The organism is Acinetobacter sp. Ac8, assembly GCF_055392545.1.
This window is the reverse complement of record NZ_AP043689.1, coordinates 2,960,147-2,976,857: the sequence shown is the minus strand read 5'-3', so window position 1 is coordinate 2,976,857 and position 16,711 is coordinate 2,960,147. Positions and strand designations below refer to the sequence as shown.

The following is a 16,711-nucleotide window of genomic DNA, read 5'->3' as shown; positions in this document are numbered from 1 at the left end:
TCGGGAATATGCCTAATATATGGATCATCATTGCAGCTAAAAACATACCTAGAACAAAAAAGCAGCAGGCTCCTTTATCCAAGCGTAAGTGAAAACCACTAACTTGATTGATTAGACTAGTCGATTGTTCAGGTATAATTTTCATTACTGAGCCTAGATTTTTAAATTATTGTTTAAATCCTATTGGTTCATCGTATTTTTAACATAATTGACTGGTTAAATAAAGTGCTAAATTACATTATTAATATGTTGCTGCTTTTATTATCTCCCGATTTATAAAAATATTATGAATTTATAATCATGATTTTGTGGATACATTGTGGATAACTTGACTGTTTTTTAGTCTTTATCTAGAAAATAATCCGATTTAGGTATAAAAACGAAGTCTATTTTTTAACAAGATCATGATATTTATTGGTTTAATTTTTATGCTTAAGCTGCTGTTTTTAAATTTATTTTTGAATTCGTTTTCTTGAGATTTTCAAATAGGGGAATGTATTTATTATTTAAATAAACAGGCGATATTCTTCAACTTAAATAATTTTAAAAAGGGCTGATTATTTAATTTTGAATTTAAACTGTGGATAACTGGTAATTTTGAATTCAAAAAGATAAAAAGTGAGAGCATCTATTTAGATATAATAGAAATGTTACAAAACATGTAATAAAAAAGCATGATGGGTTTTCCATCATGCTGATCATGTGTTTTTTGAATCAAGCAGCAGAATAAATGTTTGCTTGAATCCAGATATTACCGCGAATATATTGTCCAATTTCAAAATTTTTGAAAGCAGGATCCTTGGTTGCGATACGGACTAAGATTGCGGGTTGGTTCTCTTCAAGAATTAAAGTTACATCATAAAGGGTATAGTCTTGTTGCATAAACTGCATTTGAGTTTTACCGACCACTTTACCTTGAAACCAAGCTTCATCCTCTTGCCCTAGCGTTTCTCCATAGAGGTATGCCACCATTTTAGAAAAATCGACAGTAACAGGCGCTTTATCATCTTCTGACTTCGCTTCCCATGCATCAATTTGCTCTTGAAGGTTTTCAGGTGCAATACCATTATTTTGTGACAGGATATCATTTAATGCACGATGGTGTTTGATTGAAGCAGGATCATCAACAATGATTTGTTCATGGTCCGAAACTTTTTCAAGTTCATAGGCCCATGCATTCAGTTGAACTTTATATTGCTGATCTTGCAAATATTGATGGCCGTTTACACTGTACAAGCTGTCAAATGCGTAAACTACGCTATTTGTTCCTACCTTTAAGCTAAGTACTGCTTGAGTATTGGTTTTACAGGTAATAATACGGTCAATAGAAGCATTTAATTGATAGGGACTTTCAAAACTTGGGAAAGCCGTTTTTACAGCTTTAGGTTTGTTATTCTCAACATCAATCACTTGACAGAGCTGTACAGAAGAACCGCTTGGACCTTGGATTAACCAAGTTGATACATCCATATCGCATTCTTTTGAACAAAGCCCCATGGGCATCACTGGTGCATCCAAAGCCAAACCTAACCATTTGGGCACTTCGGACGTTGGATTTTCAGTCAATAGACTCCAATGTTCGACATGGCTACCAAAATTCTGATCTTCTATGATAATTGTTTCAGGTCTGTTTTGATTGTTCATTTTCACGATTTTAAATGCCTCTCTTATGCTATTAAATCGAGGGTGATTGCTAGATTTCAAGTCCTGAAATGTAAAATCATAAGAAAAACCAGAATATTAAACTCAATTGCCATAAACCACGCCCGAAATTGTACTTTTAATCACCAAAAGCGAGATGCAAAGTTTGATTGAATCTGAAAGTCGTTAAAGATTTGCGCGATAAATAAAAGAATATGCATAGGACAGCGAAGCGGCATTTTGCTAAAATGTTGAAAAATCTTTATCAGAGATGTTGTGTGCTGCCATTTAAACTTTGGGTCGATGCAGATGCTTTACCTAAAATTCTTCGTGAAGTGATCTTACGTGCATCAGACCGTTATCAATTAGAAGTTACTTTTGTTGCAAACCAGCCTGTGGGCATTACACCGTCTGTACGGATCAACTCAATTCAAGCAATGTCAGGTGCAGATCAAGCTGACCAAGAAATTGTTGATCGGATGGGTGAGCATGATATCGTGATTACTCAGGATATCCCTTTAGCGGCACAGGTCATTGAAAAGGGTGGTGTGGCAATTCACCCACGTGGAGAGGTGTACACTTCAGCCAATGTCAAAGCTCGCTTACATTTGCGTGATTTTATGGATACTTTGCGTGGTGCAGGTGTACAAACAGGTGGGCCACCACCGATTTCTGAGCGTGATAAACGTGAGTTTTCGAGTAGCTTAGACCAAACCATTCTCAAGCAGAAACGTAAGACTTCGATATAAGTTTAATTCATGCTTTGAATAATCATCTGCAACTGATTTTTTCCACCTTTTGAATGACTCGATCTTGCTTTTCAATAGATCTTCACATTGCGTGATTAAGATTTAATTGAATTTGCAAAGATCAATGTAGAAATTCATTTTTAAACCCAGCACATTTTAATTCACATCCAGCAGTCATTTAGGAATCTATATGCCCTCCAAATCCAACCTGATGACGACTTATATTTTATTAGTCTTCATTTGGGCAAGTACGCCTTTGGCAATTGTATGGAGTGTGGCAGATTTACATATGATGTGGGCTTTGGTTTTGCGGTTTTTTATCGCTTTGCCGATTGCTTTAATTCTATTGCTGATTTTAAAAGTTAAATTACCGTACAATAAAATTGCTTTACATAGTTATTTAGCAGGCTCATTTAGTCTGATTGGTTCGCAAATTTTTACCTATGCTGCGACCAGTTATTTAAGTTCAGGTATTATCGCTTTGATGTTTGGATTAGCTCCAATTATGGCAGGGCTTATTGGTCGTTTTGTTTTTGGTCAAAGATTATTGGGGATTCAATGGCTTGGGATGCTGGTTGCTGTTATTGGCCTCGCCATTATTTGTACCAGTAGCGGGGCAAGTCAACATGTGCATCCTGTTGGAATCTTGTTGATGTTGATGAGTGTATTTACCTATGCTTTTTCGATCTTTTGGGTAAAAAAAGTAAATGCAGATGTTGTTCCGATGGCGCAAGCAACAGGTTCAATCTTGGTTTCTACGCTGGCTGCAATGTGTATTATTCCTTTTATTTGGCAGTATGCACCTACGCATATTCCCGAAACCAAATCATTATTGGCGTTGATTTATACCGTATTGATGGCTTCATTACTGGCGATGTTTTGTTATTTTAAATTGGTGCAAAATATTAAAGCCACGACTTTATCATTGACGACTGTAATGACCCCGATGATTGCCATGTTTTTAGGTGCGATGCTCAATAATGAAAAACCGACAATGAGTGTGTTTATTGGTGCGGCGGTTTTGATCTTTGGACTAATTTTATACTTCTATAAAGATTTTAAAGCACGTCAATTGCTGGCTAAAAAGATTGAAAATTAGCATCGAATTTTTCTTTTTTCTTTAGATTTTATCCTGAGTGAATAACCTTAAACTATTTGGATTCATGCTTTTGAAATAAGATGTGTTTTTAATTTTTATACTAAGTTAATCATGCTACTTACAAAATGATGAAAGCCAATATGAGTCATTTTAAATAAAGCACTTTGTATAAAATAGTATATTTACTTCACCATTTTAGATAAAAGCAATCATGATAATAATTGAAGATATTGAGATAAAAGAATAAAGATAAATGGCATAGGATAAAAATAATAACCAAAATGAGTTGAAGAGAAATGACGAAGCAGATCCGCTTTAACGCCTTTGAAATGAATTGTATTGCCCATCAATCTCCTGGTTTATGGCGTCATCCTTCAGATCGTTCGACAGAATATAAAGATATTGAGTATTGGACTGATCTCGCTAAAATTTTGGAAAAGGGCGTGTTTGATGGCATTTTTATTGCGGATGTACTCGGGATATATGATGTTTACCACCACAGTGCAGAACATGCATTAACAGGTGCAGTACAAGTCCCGGTCAATGATCCTTTGCAAATTGTCCCAGCGATGGCTGCGGTAACACGGCATTTAGGTTTCGGTGTAACTACATCAATATCTTTTGAACACCCTTATCCTTTTGCACGAAGAATCAGCACATTAGATCATCTTACCAAAGGTCGGGTGGGATGGAATATTGTCACCTCTTATTTGGAAAGTGGTTCTAAGAACTTGGGGCTAACTACGCAATTAAATCATGATGATCGCTACGATATTGCCGATGAGTATTTAGAAGTGCTGTATAAGCTGTGGGAAGGGTCTTGGGAAAATGATGCTGTTTTAAGAGATAAGCAGTCTGGAATCTTTGCTGATCATACAAAAGTTCATCCCATTTTACATGAGGGGAAATACTTTAAAGTCCCCGGTATTCATATTTGTGAACCTTCACCACAACGCACACCTGTGCTATACCAAGCAGGTGCGTCAGCTCGGGGACAAAAATTTGCAAGTCAAAATGCCGAATGTATTTTTATTGCGCCACCGTCAAAAATAGCAGCTAAGAAAATTGTTCAAAGTATTCGTGAAAAATTAAAACAGGAAGGGCGAGATCCTTATGCGGTTAAAATTTATAGCTTATTGTCAATTGTAACGGATGAAACGGATCAAAAGGCACAGGCGAAATTTAAAGAATATCAGTCTTATGGAAGTTATGATGGTGCTTTAACTTTGGTGTCTGGTTGGTCTGGTGTGGATTTTTCACAGTATCAACCACATGATAAAGTTGAGTATATTGAAACCAATGCGATTCAATCGATGTTAGATGCTTATGTCAATGCAGATCCTAAGCGTATTTGGACCATTGAAGAAATTGCCCATTGGAATAGTGTGGGGGGAAATGGCCCTGTACTGGTTGGTTCAGCACAGACGGTCGCTGATGAGTTACAACAATGGGTAGAAGATACCGATGTCGATGGTTTTAATTTAGCTTATATTCTTGCTCATCAAACTTTTATTGATATTGTAGATTTCATTGTACCTGAGCTACAACGCCGTGGTGCTTATCAAACAGAATATCGTCAGGGGACTTTACGAGAAAAACTATTTCAACAAAGTGCTTATTTGCCAGAGAATCATCGAGGCGCACAATATCGCAAAGACAATAAGAATAGCTTAGCGCAAGCAAGTTAGTCTAAGTCTAATTTTAAATAAGCATCTAAAATAATTGTTTATTGCATATTGATTGTGCTTATCCGTTAGAAATTAGTCCACATTATGTGGGCTTTTTTTATGATTTTAATAGTTATGAATTTTAATGATAAATTTATGATTTTGTTTTGAATAATAAATGCATTTATTCATATAAATAGTATAAAAAAATAGTGCTAGTTTAAATCCATGCTTATTTAAAAGAGTAACAACAATGACTGATTTAAACCAAAAAAACTTTTCTTCTCAGACAGCGGTTCCTTTGCAATTTTTTGAATTGAATCATGATGCACATGTTATTCAATCAGATGCGGAAGCTATTCAAGTAGCGAAAAATTTGGCCAAAGAATTTGCCAAAGAGGCATCACAACGTGATTATGAACGTCGTTTGCCGCTTGAAGAGATACAGCTCTATTCACAAAGTGGTTTATGGGGAATTAATATTCCTCAGGCATTTGGTGGAGCTGAAGTGAAATATCGTACTTTAGCCGAAGTGGTGAAGATCATTTCTAGTGTAGATCCTTCGCTTGGGCAAATTGCTCAAAATCATTGGGCTTTTATTGAGCATCTCCGTTTAGATGCCAGTCCTGAACAGCAACAATTTTTCTTTGCTGAAATTTTAAAAGGTCGACGTTTAGGCAATGCGTTTTCAGAAAAAGGTAGCAAGACCGTTGCTGACTTAGAAACCAAAATACATAAAACATCCCAAGGTTATGAAATTAATGGTCAAAAATTCTTTGCTACAGGGGCTTTATTGGCACATTGGGTACCTGTCGTAGCAGTTAATGAAGATGGGCTGCCTGTGGTTGCCTTAACGCCACGAACAAGTACAGGTCTGGAAATTGTCAATGATTGGTCTGGATTTGGACAAAGAACTACAGCGAGTGGAACTGTGTTACTAAAACAAGTTCAAGTCGATGAAAAATATATTGTGCCGATTCACAAAGCCTTTGAAAGACCTACAGCAGCAGGTGCGATTTCTCAATTTATTCAAGCCGCAGTAGATGCGGGTATTGCTCGTGGTGCAATTGATGAAACGGTTCAATATGTACGCTTACATTCACGCCCTTGGATTGACTCAGGTTTAGAAAAAGCCAGCGATGATCCGTATACCATTGCAAGTATAGGGGAGTTAAAAATCAAATTACGTGCAGCCGAGGCTGTTTTAGACTTGGCTGGTGATGCAATTGATCAAGCAATTGCCGAACCATCTGAAGAGAATGCTAATCAGGCGGCATTACTGGTTGCAGAAGCCAAGGTATTAACAACTGAAATTGCCATTCTGGCTTCAAATAAATTATTTGAATTATCAGGTACTCGTTCAACATTGTCTGAATTAAATTTAGATCGCCATTGGCGTAATGCACGTACTCATACTTTGCATGATCCTGTACGTTGGAAATTTAATTTAGTTGGTAATTATTATCTCAATAACATTCACTTACCACGCCATGCGTGGAGCTAAGAATAACAATAACCAACAAATGGAGAGAAAAAATGGGTAACTTAGATATTCAAAACCGTTTTATTGAAGATTTATCAATCTCAGCAGATTATGAAAAGGTTGCATCAAAATATCGTGCAATTTTTGAAAAAATTGCACAAGGTGTCGTTGAACGCGAGCAACAGCGTATATTACCGTATGAGCAAATAGACTGGTTAAAACATGCGGGTTTTGGTGCATTACGTGTACCAGTCAAGTTTGGTGGAGATGGAGTGTCTTTACCTCAGTTATTTCAATTGCTCACTGAACTTGCAAAGGCCGATTCAAATATTGTACAAGCATTGCGAGGGCATTTCGCTTTTGTTGAAGATCGATTAAATGCACATAAGTTTAAGAACCAAGAATTATGGTTTAAACGTTTTGTGCAAGGGGATTTGGTGGGGAATGCATGGACTGAAATCGGTCATGTAAAAATTGGTGATGTGATTACCCGAGTAACTCAAAATAATAATCAATTGCTGGTCAATGGAAAAAAGTACTATTCAACAGGCACAATCTTTGCGGATTGGGTTGATTTATTTGCCTATGATGAACGTACGGATCAGCATGTTATTGCTGCGATTTCTCGACATGCTTCTGGAGTTGAAGTACAGGATGATTGGGATGGTTTCGGTCAAAAAACCACGGGAAGTGGCACCTTAACGTTAAGCAATGTTGCAATCGAAGCAGACCATATTTTGCCTTTTGAGCAACGTTTTAAATATCAGACTGCGTTCTACCAAGTCATTCATTTGGCGACCTTATCAGGTATTGCACACTCAGCAGTTGCAACATTTATTCATGAAGTACAAAAGCGTGATCGTATTTTTAGTCATGGCAATGCTGATTTAGTGCGTAATGATCCACAGATTTTACAGGTAATTGGTAAAGCTTCTGCACAAGCCTATGCGAGTGAAAGCATTACCACACAAACTGCAGAGGCTTTGCAGCGTGCATATATCAGTCACTTTAGTGAATCCGAAGTAAAAAATATTCAAGCAAATAATGATGCTGAATTAGAAGCGGCACAAGGGCAGGTGGTTATTTCTGATTTAGTCTTGGAGTTAACCAGTAAGTTATTTAATGCGCTTGGCGCATCTGCAAGTACCACCACAAAACAACTTGATCGCTTCTGGCGCAATGCGCGGGTCGTATCTTCACATAATCCAGTCGTATATAAGGAAAAAGTGATTGGTGATTGGGAAGTCAATCGCGAACCATTGCCTTTTGTTTGGCAAATTGGAACAAGCCCAAAAGTTGGCGCTGCCTAGAATTTAAATTTTAACCACCTTTAGTTCAAGGCTTGCTTATGCAAGCTTTTGATTTTTATAAAGACCATAAAGAATAATAATTATTGTACTCATGAGTATACAAAATGGCAGATTTGGTACTATGAGGAGAAAAAAAAGTTAAGTAGATTAGTACAGCAAAAAACAAATACAACGAGGAAATCATGTCGCTTAAAGGAAAAACACTTTTTATTACCGGTGCAAGCCGAGGAATAGGGCGAGAGATTGCACTAAAAGCTGCACAAGATGGTGCGAACATTGTGATTGCTGCAAAATCTACACAAGAGCATCCTAAATTAGGAGGCTCGATTTTTACTGTTGCTCAAGAAGTTGAAGAGGCAGGTGGTCAAGCTTTAGCACTTCAACTGGATGTACGTGATCAAGATGCGGTTGCGCTTGCCATGAAACAAGCAGCAGCGCATTTCGGTGGAATTGATATTTTAATTAACAATGCTGGTGCGATTAAACTGTCTGGCGTAGAGACGCTTGATCCAAACCGTTTCGATTTAATGTATCAGATTAATACACGTGCTGTGATGGTATGTAGTCAAGCTGCGTTACCGTACTTAAAAAACAGTGACAATCCACATATTTTAAATCTTTCACCGCCGTTAAACTTGGATGAAAAATGGTTTGCCAGCTATGCGCCTTATACCATTACTAAATATGGTATGAGTATGCTGACTTTAGGGATGAATCAAGAGTTTGCCAGTTATGGCGTAAGTGTAAACTCACTTTGGCCGAGAACGATTATTGCCACAGCTGCAATTGAGTTTTCTTTAGGTGGTAAGCAATTATTTAGCAGAGCTCGTAAACCGAACATTATGGCAGACGCCGCTTATCGTATTTTAAACAGTGAGAAACGTGCTTTAACAGGACGGTTGTTGATTGATGAAGAAATCCTACGAGAGTCGGGTATTACAGATTTTACTGAATATCGCTATGCTGATTCAGAGGATGAGTTGATGGTTGATTTGTTTGTTAAAGAATAATTGCTGAACGGATCGTGCCAATAATTCGTACCGATTTTAAAATCCTGGTTTGATTGTTTAAAATCGGTACATTAAAACATTGGAAATTTTTATAAAAAAGCAGAAGATATAATATTGAATCTAAAAAATGAGTGAGATGTAATTTCGTGTATGAGTTAGATTGTAAGTTGCTCAGTATTTTTTACTATATCTACAAGTTTAAAAGTGTTTCTGTTGCCGCAGATCATTTAGCGATGAGCCAACCTACAGTAAGCAATATTCTGAACAAAATTCGTGTTCATTATAACGATCCGTTATTTTTACGGATTGGTAATGAAATGGTGCCTACAGAATTATCTAAACAACTTTATCCTTTGATCAGTGAAGCACTGAGTAAAGTTGAAATTATTAATAATTTTAGTGTGGATTTTGATGAAACAGCATCTCAGCAACAATTTACAGTTGCGATGACGGATGTTTCTCACTTAGTTTTATTGCCTAAAATTTCTCAATATCTCAAAGCACATGCACCACATGTCAAATTAAATGTTCGCGCTATCACTTCTGAAACCAGTTATCAGATGGCAAATGGCGAAATTGATTTGGCGATTGGTTTTTTACCGCAATTAGAAAATGGTTTCTATCAACAAAAATTATTCGAACAATTTTATGTGGTGATTGCATCTAAAGATCATCCACGATTAACTCAACAAAGCATGACCGTTGAGCAGTATTTGAGTGAATCACACATCGATATTGATGCGGGTGTGGGGCATTATCACATCGCCAATGAGCTGTTAAATTTGGATTTAAAACGTAATGTATTGATGCGTATTCCGAGTTATCTTGGTGTTGGCTTAGTGGTGCAAGATACTGACTCGATTGCAACAGTTCCTTATTATTTGAGCGAAGTCTTGTTGTCACGAGGAAACTTACAAATTTTTCCAGCACCAATTTCGTTTCCGACTTATTCGATTAAGCAGTATTGGCATATGTCATGTCACCATAAAACCAGCCATCAGTGGTTAAGACATATGTGTTATGAGATTTTTAGTCAGGTGAACTCAATGCCTTTACCCAGTCAGTTGTTAAGCCATGGCGATCAGCCTGAAGTTTAAGGATTTCTATAATCGATACATCCAGAATGATTGGTATCAACAGCTTGGTAAAATATTGTTGATGAAAAAGATTAATATTTTTGATTTAGAAAAATTTAAACGAGATCTATATGCAGGTCAGCAGTTGAATGGGCGTGTGTATAAACAATATGCACAGGATATTGAAGAATATCTTTTGCAATTAGATCATTTTCCCCATCAAGTCTTTCAAGTTTATCTTGATGTATTGAACTCAAGTTATATGACGCAAGTGCATGGCGTCTATCATTTTTTTAAACAGTTATATTTTGACTTTGAAAAGCTATCACCAGTTCAACGGTACCAACTTAAAAGTGTAATTAATCGTTGTTTAGAACGACCTCTAGATAATAATTTAGAACTATGGCTTTTAGAAATAAATCAAAATAAATTTTAAAAGGACTTTTTAAAGCTAAATAGCTTAAGAACAGTTATCCTTTTAAGATTAATTCGCTTGATGCTCTGAATCGGTTAGCTTATCAGGTGTCATCAATGCTTGATTGACATAGAGTTTGATTAAGCGTTCACGAGAGCCAATAGACTTTTGATAGTGCGTAGAATTTAACAATAATGATGCGCCATAAGTCACTGTCCAGATATAAGACAAGTAATCACGGATTGACATACTACTGTTTAAGGCTTTGAGATGTGCCCCGAAAAGATCTTTAATTTCTAAAATACGTTGCTCACGTATGCTATAAAGTTCTTCGAATAAGTCTTTGAGTTTACGTTCATTATTGGTTAAACGCTCTTCAATCACATGCAGTAAAATTGTTCGATTCGAATTTAACATGTTATATAACATGTATTCGGATACATAGATTTTAATATCATGATGATAGGCTTTAGAAATATCTAAAAGTCGTTTTTCATTCAAAATAATCAGTTCAAGATACAGCTGGTTTTTACTTTTAAAATGTTTATAGATCGTTCCTTTTGCGATATCAAGTTCAGCAGCAAGCTCACTTAACGTAATATCCTGATTATTATCAAGCAATAAGGTTTCTGCCATTGCTAAAATTTTCTCTTTGCGAAGAAGAAAATTCTGTTGGCGCACTGAACTCATTCTATTGATCCAAAACCGCTGATGAAGAACTGGACTCAGAGTATATCAGCTATTTCGCTGATTCAATAAAACTATAGTCCATCATATTCAATAAAATATTTATTTTTTTAATGTATTTAATAATTTAGCTTTTATATAAGTAAATTAGGAGAGATAAAATTTCAACGAACAATTTATAAAACTAAACTTAAGTATGGTCATACGATGAATATAAAGAAACTGTAAGAGATGTACCGTTTAAAAACATATTTAGTCAGCAACGACTTTACAAAAAAAACCTGATCATTTGATCAGGTTTTTCTTTTTAATAATGCTCTTAGAAATTAATCCGCGCGGCGCCAAATAGTACCTTGACGTGTATCTTCCAGTACTACACCTTGAGCAAGCAAAGACTGACGGATTTCATCTGCACGGGCAAAGTCTTTATTTTTCTTGGCATCAACACGTTGTTGAATGAAATCTTCAATATCAGCTTCGGATAAGCCAAGTGCTTCTTGACCAATGTCTGATTTTAAAAAGTCATCTACATTGTATTGAACCAAGCCAAGGATATTGGTCAAGTGGCGTAACGTAGAATAATAAAGCGTAGATTGCGCTGCATTCTCTTCTTTAATCGCACGATTCAATTCTTTAATAATTTCGAATAAAACTGCAATTGCTTCAGATGTATTGAAGTCATCACGCATTGCTGAATTAAAGCGCTCGATGAGCGTTTCATCTAACAGGTCTGTGGTTTTATTGCCATAGACTTGTTGATACGCTTTAAATGCATGATAAAAACGAGAAAGCGTAGTTTTTGCTTCTTTTAGTGCAAAGTCCGAGAAGTTTACAGGGCTACGATAGTGTGATGACACAATAAAATAACGAATCACTTCAGGATGGAATTTCTCCATCACATCACGAATGGTAAAAAAGTTGCCTAAAGATTTCGACATTTTTTCGCCATCGACATTGATAAAGCCAACATGCATCCAGTAGTTTACATATTGTTCATCTGTTGCAGCTTCTGATTGCGCGATTTCATTTTCATGATGTGGGAATAAAAGATCTGAACCGCCACCATGAATATCGAAATGATTGCCTAAGCAGCAAGTTGACATTGCTGAACATTCAATATGCCAACCTGGACGGCCATTGCCCCAAGGTGAAGCCCATGAAGGCTCATTTTCTTTAGCATGTTTCCATAGCACAAAGTCAAATGGATGCTTCTTCTCAACTTCAACATCAACACGTTCAGAAGCGCCAGCTTGCATATCGTCAAGTTTACGTCCTGAAAGTCGGCCATAGTTCTTAAATTTTTCAACTTCAAAATAGACATCGCCATTTGCAGAAGGGTAAGCCGTACCTTTATTGACAAGGTTACCAATCATATTCTGCATTTGATCGATATAATCTGTTGCGCGGGGTGCCTCATCAGGTGCTAAGCATCCTAAATTTTCGGCATCATCATTCATCGCCTTGATAAAACGATCGGTCAAAGCTGTAATGCTTTCGCTATTTTCATTGGCACGCGCAATAATTTTGTCATCGATATCTGTGATGTTACGAACGTATTTAACATTCCAACCTTGACTACGTAAAAAACGAATAATGTAGTCAAAAGCAACCATCACCCGAGCATGGCCTATATGACAGTAATCATAAACTGTCATACCGCACACATACATGTCGATATGTCCTTCTTTACGGGGAACAAATTCAACTTTTTTTCGTTGCTCAGAGTTGTAAAGAACAAATGGTTGCATAGGTTTTCTAAAGGCTTCAACAAAATGATGATTAATCTTAACCTAAGCTCCATATTTCATAAAGTTTTATACGTTATTTTTCTAAGAAAATGAAATTTATACATTTAGGAAAGCAGCCTATTGTATTGCTATGCTAAAATAGCAAAAATATTCCATTCGATATTCAAAACTCTTTATAGAGTTAAGGTTAGCCCATTTTGAATCCTGAAAATAAATCAAATCAAGTTGATTTTCAAAAAGTTGCACTTGAAACTTTACGCATTGAAGAACATGCCATAGAGATTTTAGCGACTCAAATTGATGAACGCTTTACGCGCGCATGTGAAATTATTTTACAGTGCCAAGGTCGTTTAGTGATTACGGGTATGGGGAAATCTGGGCATATTGGGCGGAAAATGGCAGCAACTTTCGCATCAACAGGCACACCATCATTCTTTATGCATCCTGGTGAAGCAGGGCATGGCGATTTAGGTATGTTGGTCAAAGGTGACGTGTTGATTGCAATTTCAAACTCTGGAAAGAGTGATGAAATTATGATGTTGATGCCACTGATTAAGTATTTGGAAGTGCCTTTAATCACCATCAGCGGTGATGACAAAGGACCTATGCCACAAAATGCAGATGTTGCGTTGACACTGGGAAATATCAAAGAAGCATGTCCATTAGGTTTGGCACCCACCTCAAGCACTACTGCAACATTGGTATTGGGCGATGCACTGGCTGTGGCGCTATTAGATGCACGTGGTTTTACTGCAGATGATTTTGCAATGTCACATCCTGCTGGTGCATTAGGCAAACGTCTGTTGTTACATGTAAAACATTTGATGCGTACAGGCACTGATTTACCAAAAGTATTTCCTGATACACCAATGAATAAAGTTTTGTACGAAATATCCAATAAGCGTTTAGGTTTAACCACTGTTGTCGATGAAAATGACACCTTATTGGGCATATTTACCGATGGTGATTTACGTCGTTTAATTGATAGACAACAAGGTTTTGATGTGAACTTGCCTGTTTCCGCGGTCATGGTTCAAAACCCTTCAACCATTTCTAAAGAAGCACGTGCAGTTGAAGCTTTAGAAAAAATGAATGAAAAGAAAATTAGTCAATTTATTGTCGTTGATGATGCCAATAAAGTGATTGGTGTAATTAGTATGCATGACCTGATTCAAGCTGGAGTAAATTAATCAATGGCTTCTTATGTTTTACTGGAACAAGCGCGTCATATTGAAGCATTGGTTTTAGATGTAGATGGAATTTTGAGTGATGGTTTTGTGACGTTGACCAATACAGGGGATGAAATTAAATCCTTTGATATTCGCGACGGATTAGGCATGAAGCTGGTGCAAAAATCTGGAATTAAAGTCATCATTATCACAGGACGTAAAAGTAATATTGTTGAAAAACGTATGGCTGATCTTGGCGTGGATTTGGTTTTTCAAGGTCGTGAAGACAAAGGTGCTGCACTTAAAGAAGCTTGTGCTCAATTCAATTTAGATCCTGAAGACTGTTTATATATGGGCGATGATTGGCCAGATCTTTCAGCCTTTGCAATCGCAGGGATGAAAGTCACTGTACCCAACGGGCATGTTGAAGTGCGTCGTCGAGCAGATTTAGTCACTCAGGCGATGGGTGGGCGTGGAGCTGTGCGTGAAGTCTGTGATATGTTGCTGATGGCAAAAGGCACTTACCAAGAATTACTTGAAAAATATACAGCTATACCGCATTAATAGCGTAAATTCAGATTGATCAAATGTTGAATGTAATTTATGGATACTAAGGTTTTATATGTGACTGCAGTTGTCATCGCGGCAATCAGTGGTGGCTATTACTATTACAGTGGGAAAGGCAAAAAGTTGGATGCGAATTCAGCCAAAAGCATGACGTATACTGCTGAGGGTATCCAGTTGGTCCAAACAGATGAAAAGGGCAATCTTTATGTTCGTGCTCAAGTGGATCGTTTAGAACAAGATTTACAAAGAAAAACTTCAACACTGAGTAACCTCAATGCTTCGATGTTTCATCAAAATAAAGTTGATTCAACTTTTTTTGCAAAACAAGCACGAGGATTTAATGACAATGAAAAAGTCGTTTTATCTGGACAAGTTAAAGCGACCAAGATTGGTGAACGAGGGACCATGGAATTTCAGACAGACGAGTTAACGGGGTATCCTAAAATACGTCAGTTTGAAACGACTCACCAAGTGACTGTTAATGCACCTGATGCAGAATTTATTAGTCAGGGTTTAAAAGCTGATTTAAACCAAGGTCAATATGAATTTGCACATATTCGAGGAAAGTATGTACCTAACTAAGCCTTTTTTAATGAAACAATCTTTCCTAATAAAAGCGATCTGCACTGCCGGTTTAATGGGCTTGTCTGCAGCAGCATTTGCATTACCGTCAGATCGTAATCAGCCAATCTCATTGGTTGCAGATAAAGCAACCTATAATGAAGCTGCGGGTGTAACGACATATACCGGTAATGTCATCATTGAGCAAGGTACAATGAAGCTTCAAGCTGCTTCAATTGTGGCTCAATTGAATAAGAATAAGCAAATTAGTACCATTACTGCCACTGGCGGCCCAGCAAAGTTTCAACAACAAGTTGATACGGCAAAGGGTGTTGCTCGTGGAGAAGCACAAAAAATTATTTATAATGCCGAAACAGGAATTATTAATTTAATTGGTAATGCTTATCTATATCAAGATGGAGCAAGTATTCGCAGCAGTTCATTAAAATATAGTATGAACAAAGGCGATATTGAAGCTTCTGGTAGTTCAAATAGCACAGGTTCAGCGAAAGGACGTGTACAAATTATTATCCCGCCAAATAGTACCAAGTCTTTCCCTGGAGCGCGTGATTAATGACAGCATCGAATCAGCCTCAAGTGCTTTGTATCAAACATTTAGCAAAAGTTTATAGTAAACGTTGGGTGGTCAAAGACGTTTCATTCAGTATGCAAAGTGGACAAATTGTGGGTTTGCTTGGGCCGAATGGTGCGGGTAAAACCACCAGTTTCTATATGGTCGTTGGTTTGGTGCGAATGGATAAGGGCGAAATTCATCTTGATAATGAAGATATTTCTGATTTAGCTATGCATCAGCGCGCACGTAAAGGAATTGGTTATCTTCCACAGGAAGCTTCAATTTTCAGAAAATTGACGATTGCTGAAAATATCATGGCCATCCTTGAAACACGTAAAGATTTAAATAAACAGCAGCGCCAACAACGCCTCAAAGAATTATTGGAAGATTTTAAAATCACCCATATTAAAGATTCTCTTGGAATGAGTGTGTCAGGTGGTGAGCGCCGTCGTGCAGAGATCGCACGCGCACTTGCAGCTGATCCAAAATTTATGCTTTTGGATGAACCTTTTGCAGGTGTCGATCCAATCTCGGTAGGTGATATTAAAGATATTATTCGACAGTTAAAAGATCGTGGAATCGGGGTTTTGATTACCGACCATAATGTTCGTGAAACTTTAGCGATTTGTGAGCATGCTTATATTGTGAGTGAAGGTGCTGTGATTGCGGAAGGAACGCCAGAAGAAGTGTTGGCAGATGAAACCGTGCGCCAAGTGTATTTGGGTGATGATTTTACCGTATAACCACTCAGATTTTTTTAAAAGATGAAGGATCACCTTCATCTTTTTTTTTATTTTTTGAGACCCAAATTTTAAAAATTTCAATTTTGATTCAATATTTTATTAATTATTATTTCATTTAAATTTAACAACATAGTTTTAATGTGATGCTCTTCACATATAGAAAAATGTGTTACATGTTTTGTTTAAAATTTAATCTAAGTCAAATTCTTAAG

16 protein-coding genes are annotated in these 16,711 nt (G+C 36.9%); 13 read left to right on the top strand and 3 right to left on the bottom strand.

The window, feature by feature from the left end:
- Positions 1-714: 714 nt before the first annotated feature.
- A complete protein-coding gene (locus ACZ5QH_RS14070) occupies positions 715-1,644 on the bottom strand; it encodes a hypothetical protein (RefSeq protein WP_004724362.1) in 930 nt (309 codons plus the stop codon).
- Positions 1,645-1,889: 245 nt separating this feature from the next.
- On the opposite strand from ACZ5QH_RS14070, the gene ACZ5QH_RS14065 reads away from it, so the two are divergent.
- From ACZ5QH_RS14065 to ACZ5QH_RS14030, 8 genes are all read left to right on the top strand, one after another.
- Positions 1,890-2,390, top strand: coding sequence for a YaiI/YqxD family protein (locus ACZ5QH_RS14065; RefSeq protein ID WP_171066881.1), 501 nt, complete (start codon positions 1,890-1,892; stop codon positions 2,388-2,390).
- A gap of 190 nt (positions 2,391-2,580) precedes the next feature.
- Positions 2,581-3,489 carry a DMT family transporter gene (locus tag ACZ5QH_RS14060; RefSeq protein WP_303577824.1) on the top strand — a complete coding sequence of 303 codons (909 nt, stop codon included), beginning with the start codon at positions 2,581-2,583 and terminating at the stop codon, positions 3,487-3,489.
- Positions 3,490-3,785: 296 nt separating this feature from the next.
- The gene (locus ACZ5QH_RS14055; protein WP_303577823.1) at positions 3,786-5,177 is read left to right on the top strand and encodes an LLM class flavin-dependent oxidoreductase; all 1,392 of its coding nucleotides are present in this window, start codon (positions 3,786-3,788) and stop codon (positions 5,175-5,177) included.
- A 232-nt stretch (positions 5,178-5,409) separates the two neighbouring features.
- Positions 5,410-6,660, top strand: a complete 1,251-nt coding sequence (locus ACZ5QH_RS14050; protein ID WP_303577822.1) for an SfnB family sulfur acquisition oxidoreductase — start codon at positions 5,410-5,412, stop codon at positions 6,658-6,660.
- Between the two features lie 32 nt (positions 6,661-6,692).
- Positions 6,693-7,949, top strand: coding sequence for an acyl-CoA dehydrogenase family protein (locus tag ACZ5QH_RS14045; protein WP_303577821.1), 1,257 nt, complete (start codon positions 6,693-6,695; stop codon positions 7,947-7,949).
- A 182-nt stretch (positions 7,950-8,131) separates the two neighbouring features.
- A complete protein-coding gene (locus tag ACZ5QH_RS14040; protein ID WP_303577820.1) occupies positions 8,132-8,959 on the top strand; it encodes an SDR family oxidoreductase in 828 nt (275 codons plus the stop codon).
- A 146-nt stretch (positions 8,960-9,105) separates the two neighbouring features.
- Complete coding sequence (locus tag ACZ5QH_RS14035) at positions 9,106-10,056, top strand: LysR family transcriptional regulator (protein ID WP_004822592.1); 951 nt, start codon at positions 9,106-9,108, stop codon at positions 10,054-10,056.
- Positions 10,057-10,117: 61 nt separating this feature from the next.
- Entirely contained in the window at positions 10,118-10,471 is a 354-nt protein-coding gene (locus ACZ5QH_RS14030; RefSeq protein ID WP_166782243.1) for a hypothetical protein, read from the top strand.
- Positions 10,472-10,519: 48 nt separating this feature from the next.
- Here the strand turns inward: ACZ5QH_RS14030 and ACZ5QH_RS14025 are convergent, their stop codons facing one another.
- Positions 10,520-11,140, bottom strand: a complete 621-nt coding sequence (locus ACZ5QH_RS14025) for a TetR/AcrR family transcriptional regulator (protein WP_004822589.1) — start codon at positions 11,138-11,140, stop codon at positions 10,520-10,522.
- Positions 11,141-11,463: 323 nt separating this feature from the next.
- On the bottom strand, positions 11,464-12,885 hold the full coding sequence (cysS, locus tag ACZ5QH_RS14020) for a cysteine--tRNA ligase (RefSeq protein ID WP_303577819.1): 1,422 nt from the start codon (positions 12,883-12,885) through the stop codon (positions 11,464-11,466).
- 197 nt (positions 12,886-13,082) lie between these two features.
- Here cysS and ACZ5QH_RS14015 point away from each other — a divergent pair, with 197 nt between their 5' ends.
- Genes ACZ5QH_RS14015 through lptB form a run of 5 tightly spaced genes read left to right on the top strand, consistent with a single transcriptional unit; the run spans position 13,083 to position 16,499 of the window.
- Positions 13,083-14,075, top strand: a complete 993-nt coding sequence (locus tag ACZ5QH_RS14015; protein WP_004822585.1) for a KpsF/GutQ family sugar-phosphate isomerase — start codon at positions 13,083-13,085, stop codon at positions 14,073-14,075.
- Positions 14,076-14,078: 3 nt separating this feature from the next.
- Positions 14,079-14,618, top strand: a complete 540-nt coding sequence (locus ACZ5QH_RS14010) for a KdsC family phosphatase (protein WP_004822583.1) — start codon at positions 14,079-14,081, stop codon at positions 14,616-14,618.
- Positions 14,619-14,657: 39 nt separating this feature from the next.
- The gene (gene lptC, locus ACZ5QH_RS14005) at positions 14,658-15,203 is read left to right on the top strand and encodes an LPS export ABC transporter periplasmic protein LptC (RefSeq protein WP_004822582.1); all 546 of its coding nucleotides are present in this window, start codon (positions 14,658-14,660) and stop codon (positions 15,201-15,203) included.
- A gap of 10 nt (positions 15,204-15,213) precedes the next feature.
- The gene (gene lptA / locus ACZ5QH_RS14000) at positions 15,214-15,756 is read left to right on the top strand and encodes a lipopolysaccharide transport periplasmic protein LptA (RefSeq protein ID WP_085942773.1); all 543 of its coding nucleotides are present in this window, start codon (positions 15,214-15,216) and stop codon (positions 15,754-15,756) included.
- Positions 15,756-16,499 (top strand): LPS export ABC transporter ATP-binding protein, encoded by a 744-nt coding sequence (lptB, locus tag ACZ5QH_RS13995; protein WP_004724336.1) that lies wholly within the window; start codon positions 15,756-15,758, stop codon positions 16,497-16,499. The genes lptA and lptB overlap by 1 nt, the downstream gene beginning before the upstream one ends.
- The last annotated feature ends 212 nt before the right edge of the window (positions 16,500-16,711 follow it).

What these genes read in the sequence shown, in the direction of transcription:
- ACZ5QH_RS14070 (WP_004724362.1), bottom strand. Translation starts at nt 1,644, where the DNA reads ATGAACAATCAAAACAGACCTGAAACAATTATCATAGAAGATCAGAAT.
- ACZ5QH_RS14065 (WP_171066881.1), top strand. Translation starts at nt 1,890, where the DNA reads ATGTTGAAAAATCTTTATCAGAGATGTTGTGTGCTGCCATTTAAACTT.
- ACZ5QH_RS14060 (WP_303577824.1), top strand. Translation starts at nt 2,581, where the DNA reads ATGCCCTCCAAATCCAACCTGATGACGACTTATATTTTATTAGTCTTC.
- ACZ5QH_RS14055 (WP_303577823.1), top strand. Translation starts at nt 3,786, where the DNA reads ATGACGAAGCAGATCCGCTTTAACGCCTTTGAAATGAATTGTATTGCC.
- ACZ5QH_RS14050 (WP_303577822.1), top strand. Translation starts at nt 5,410, where the DNA reads ATGACTGATTTAAACCAAAAAAACTTTTCTTCTCAGACAGCGGTTCCT.
- ACZ5QH_RS14045 (WP_303577821.1), top strand. Translation starts at nt 6,693, where the DNA reads ATGGGTAACTTAGATATTCAAAACCGTTTTATTGAAGATTTATCAATC.
- ACZ5QH_RS14040 (WP_303577820.1), top strand. Translation starts at nt 8,132, where the DNA reads ATGTCGCTTAAAGGAAAAACACTTTTTATTACCGGTGCAAGCCGAGGA.
- ACZ5QH_RS14030 (WP_166782243.1), top strand. Translation starts at nt 10,118, where the DNA reads ATGAAAAAGATTAATATTTTTGATTTAGAAAAATTTAAACGAGATCTA.
- ACZ5QH_RS14025 (WP_004822589.1), bottom strand. Translation starts at nt 11,140, where the DNA reads ATGAGTTCAGTGCGCCAACAGAATTTTCTTCTTCGCAAAGAGAAAATT.
- cysS (WP_303577819.1), bottom strand. Translation starts at nt 12,885, where the DNA reads ATGCAACCATTTGTTCTTTACAACTCTGAGCAACGAAAAAAAGTTGAA.
- ACZ5QH_RS14010 (WP_004822583.1), top strand. Translation starts at nt 14,079, where the DNA reads ATGGCTTCTTATGTTTTACTGGAACAAGCGCGTCATATTGAAGCATTG.
- lptC (WP_004822582.1), top strand. Translation starts at nt 14,658, where the DNA reads ATGGATACTAAGGTTTTATATGTGACTGCAGTTGTCATCGCGGCAATC.
- lptA (WP_085942773.1), top strand. Translation starts at nt 15,214, where the DNA reads ATGAAACAATCTTTCCTAATAAAAGCGATCTGCACTGCCGGTTTAATG.
- lptB (WP_004724336.1), top strand. Translation starts at nt 15,756, where the DNA reads ATGACAGCATCGAATCAGCCTCAAGTGCTTTGTATCAAACATTTAGCA.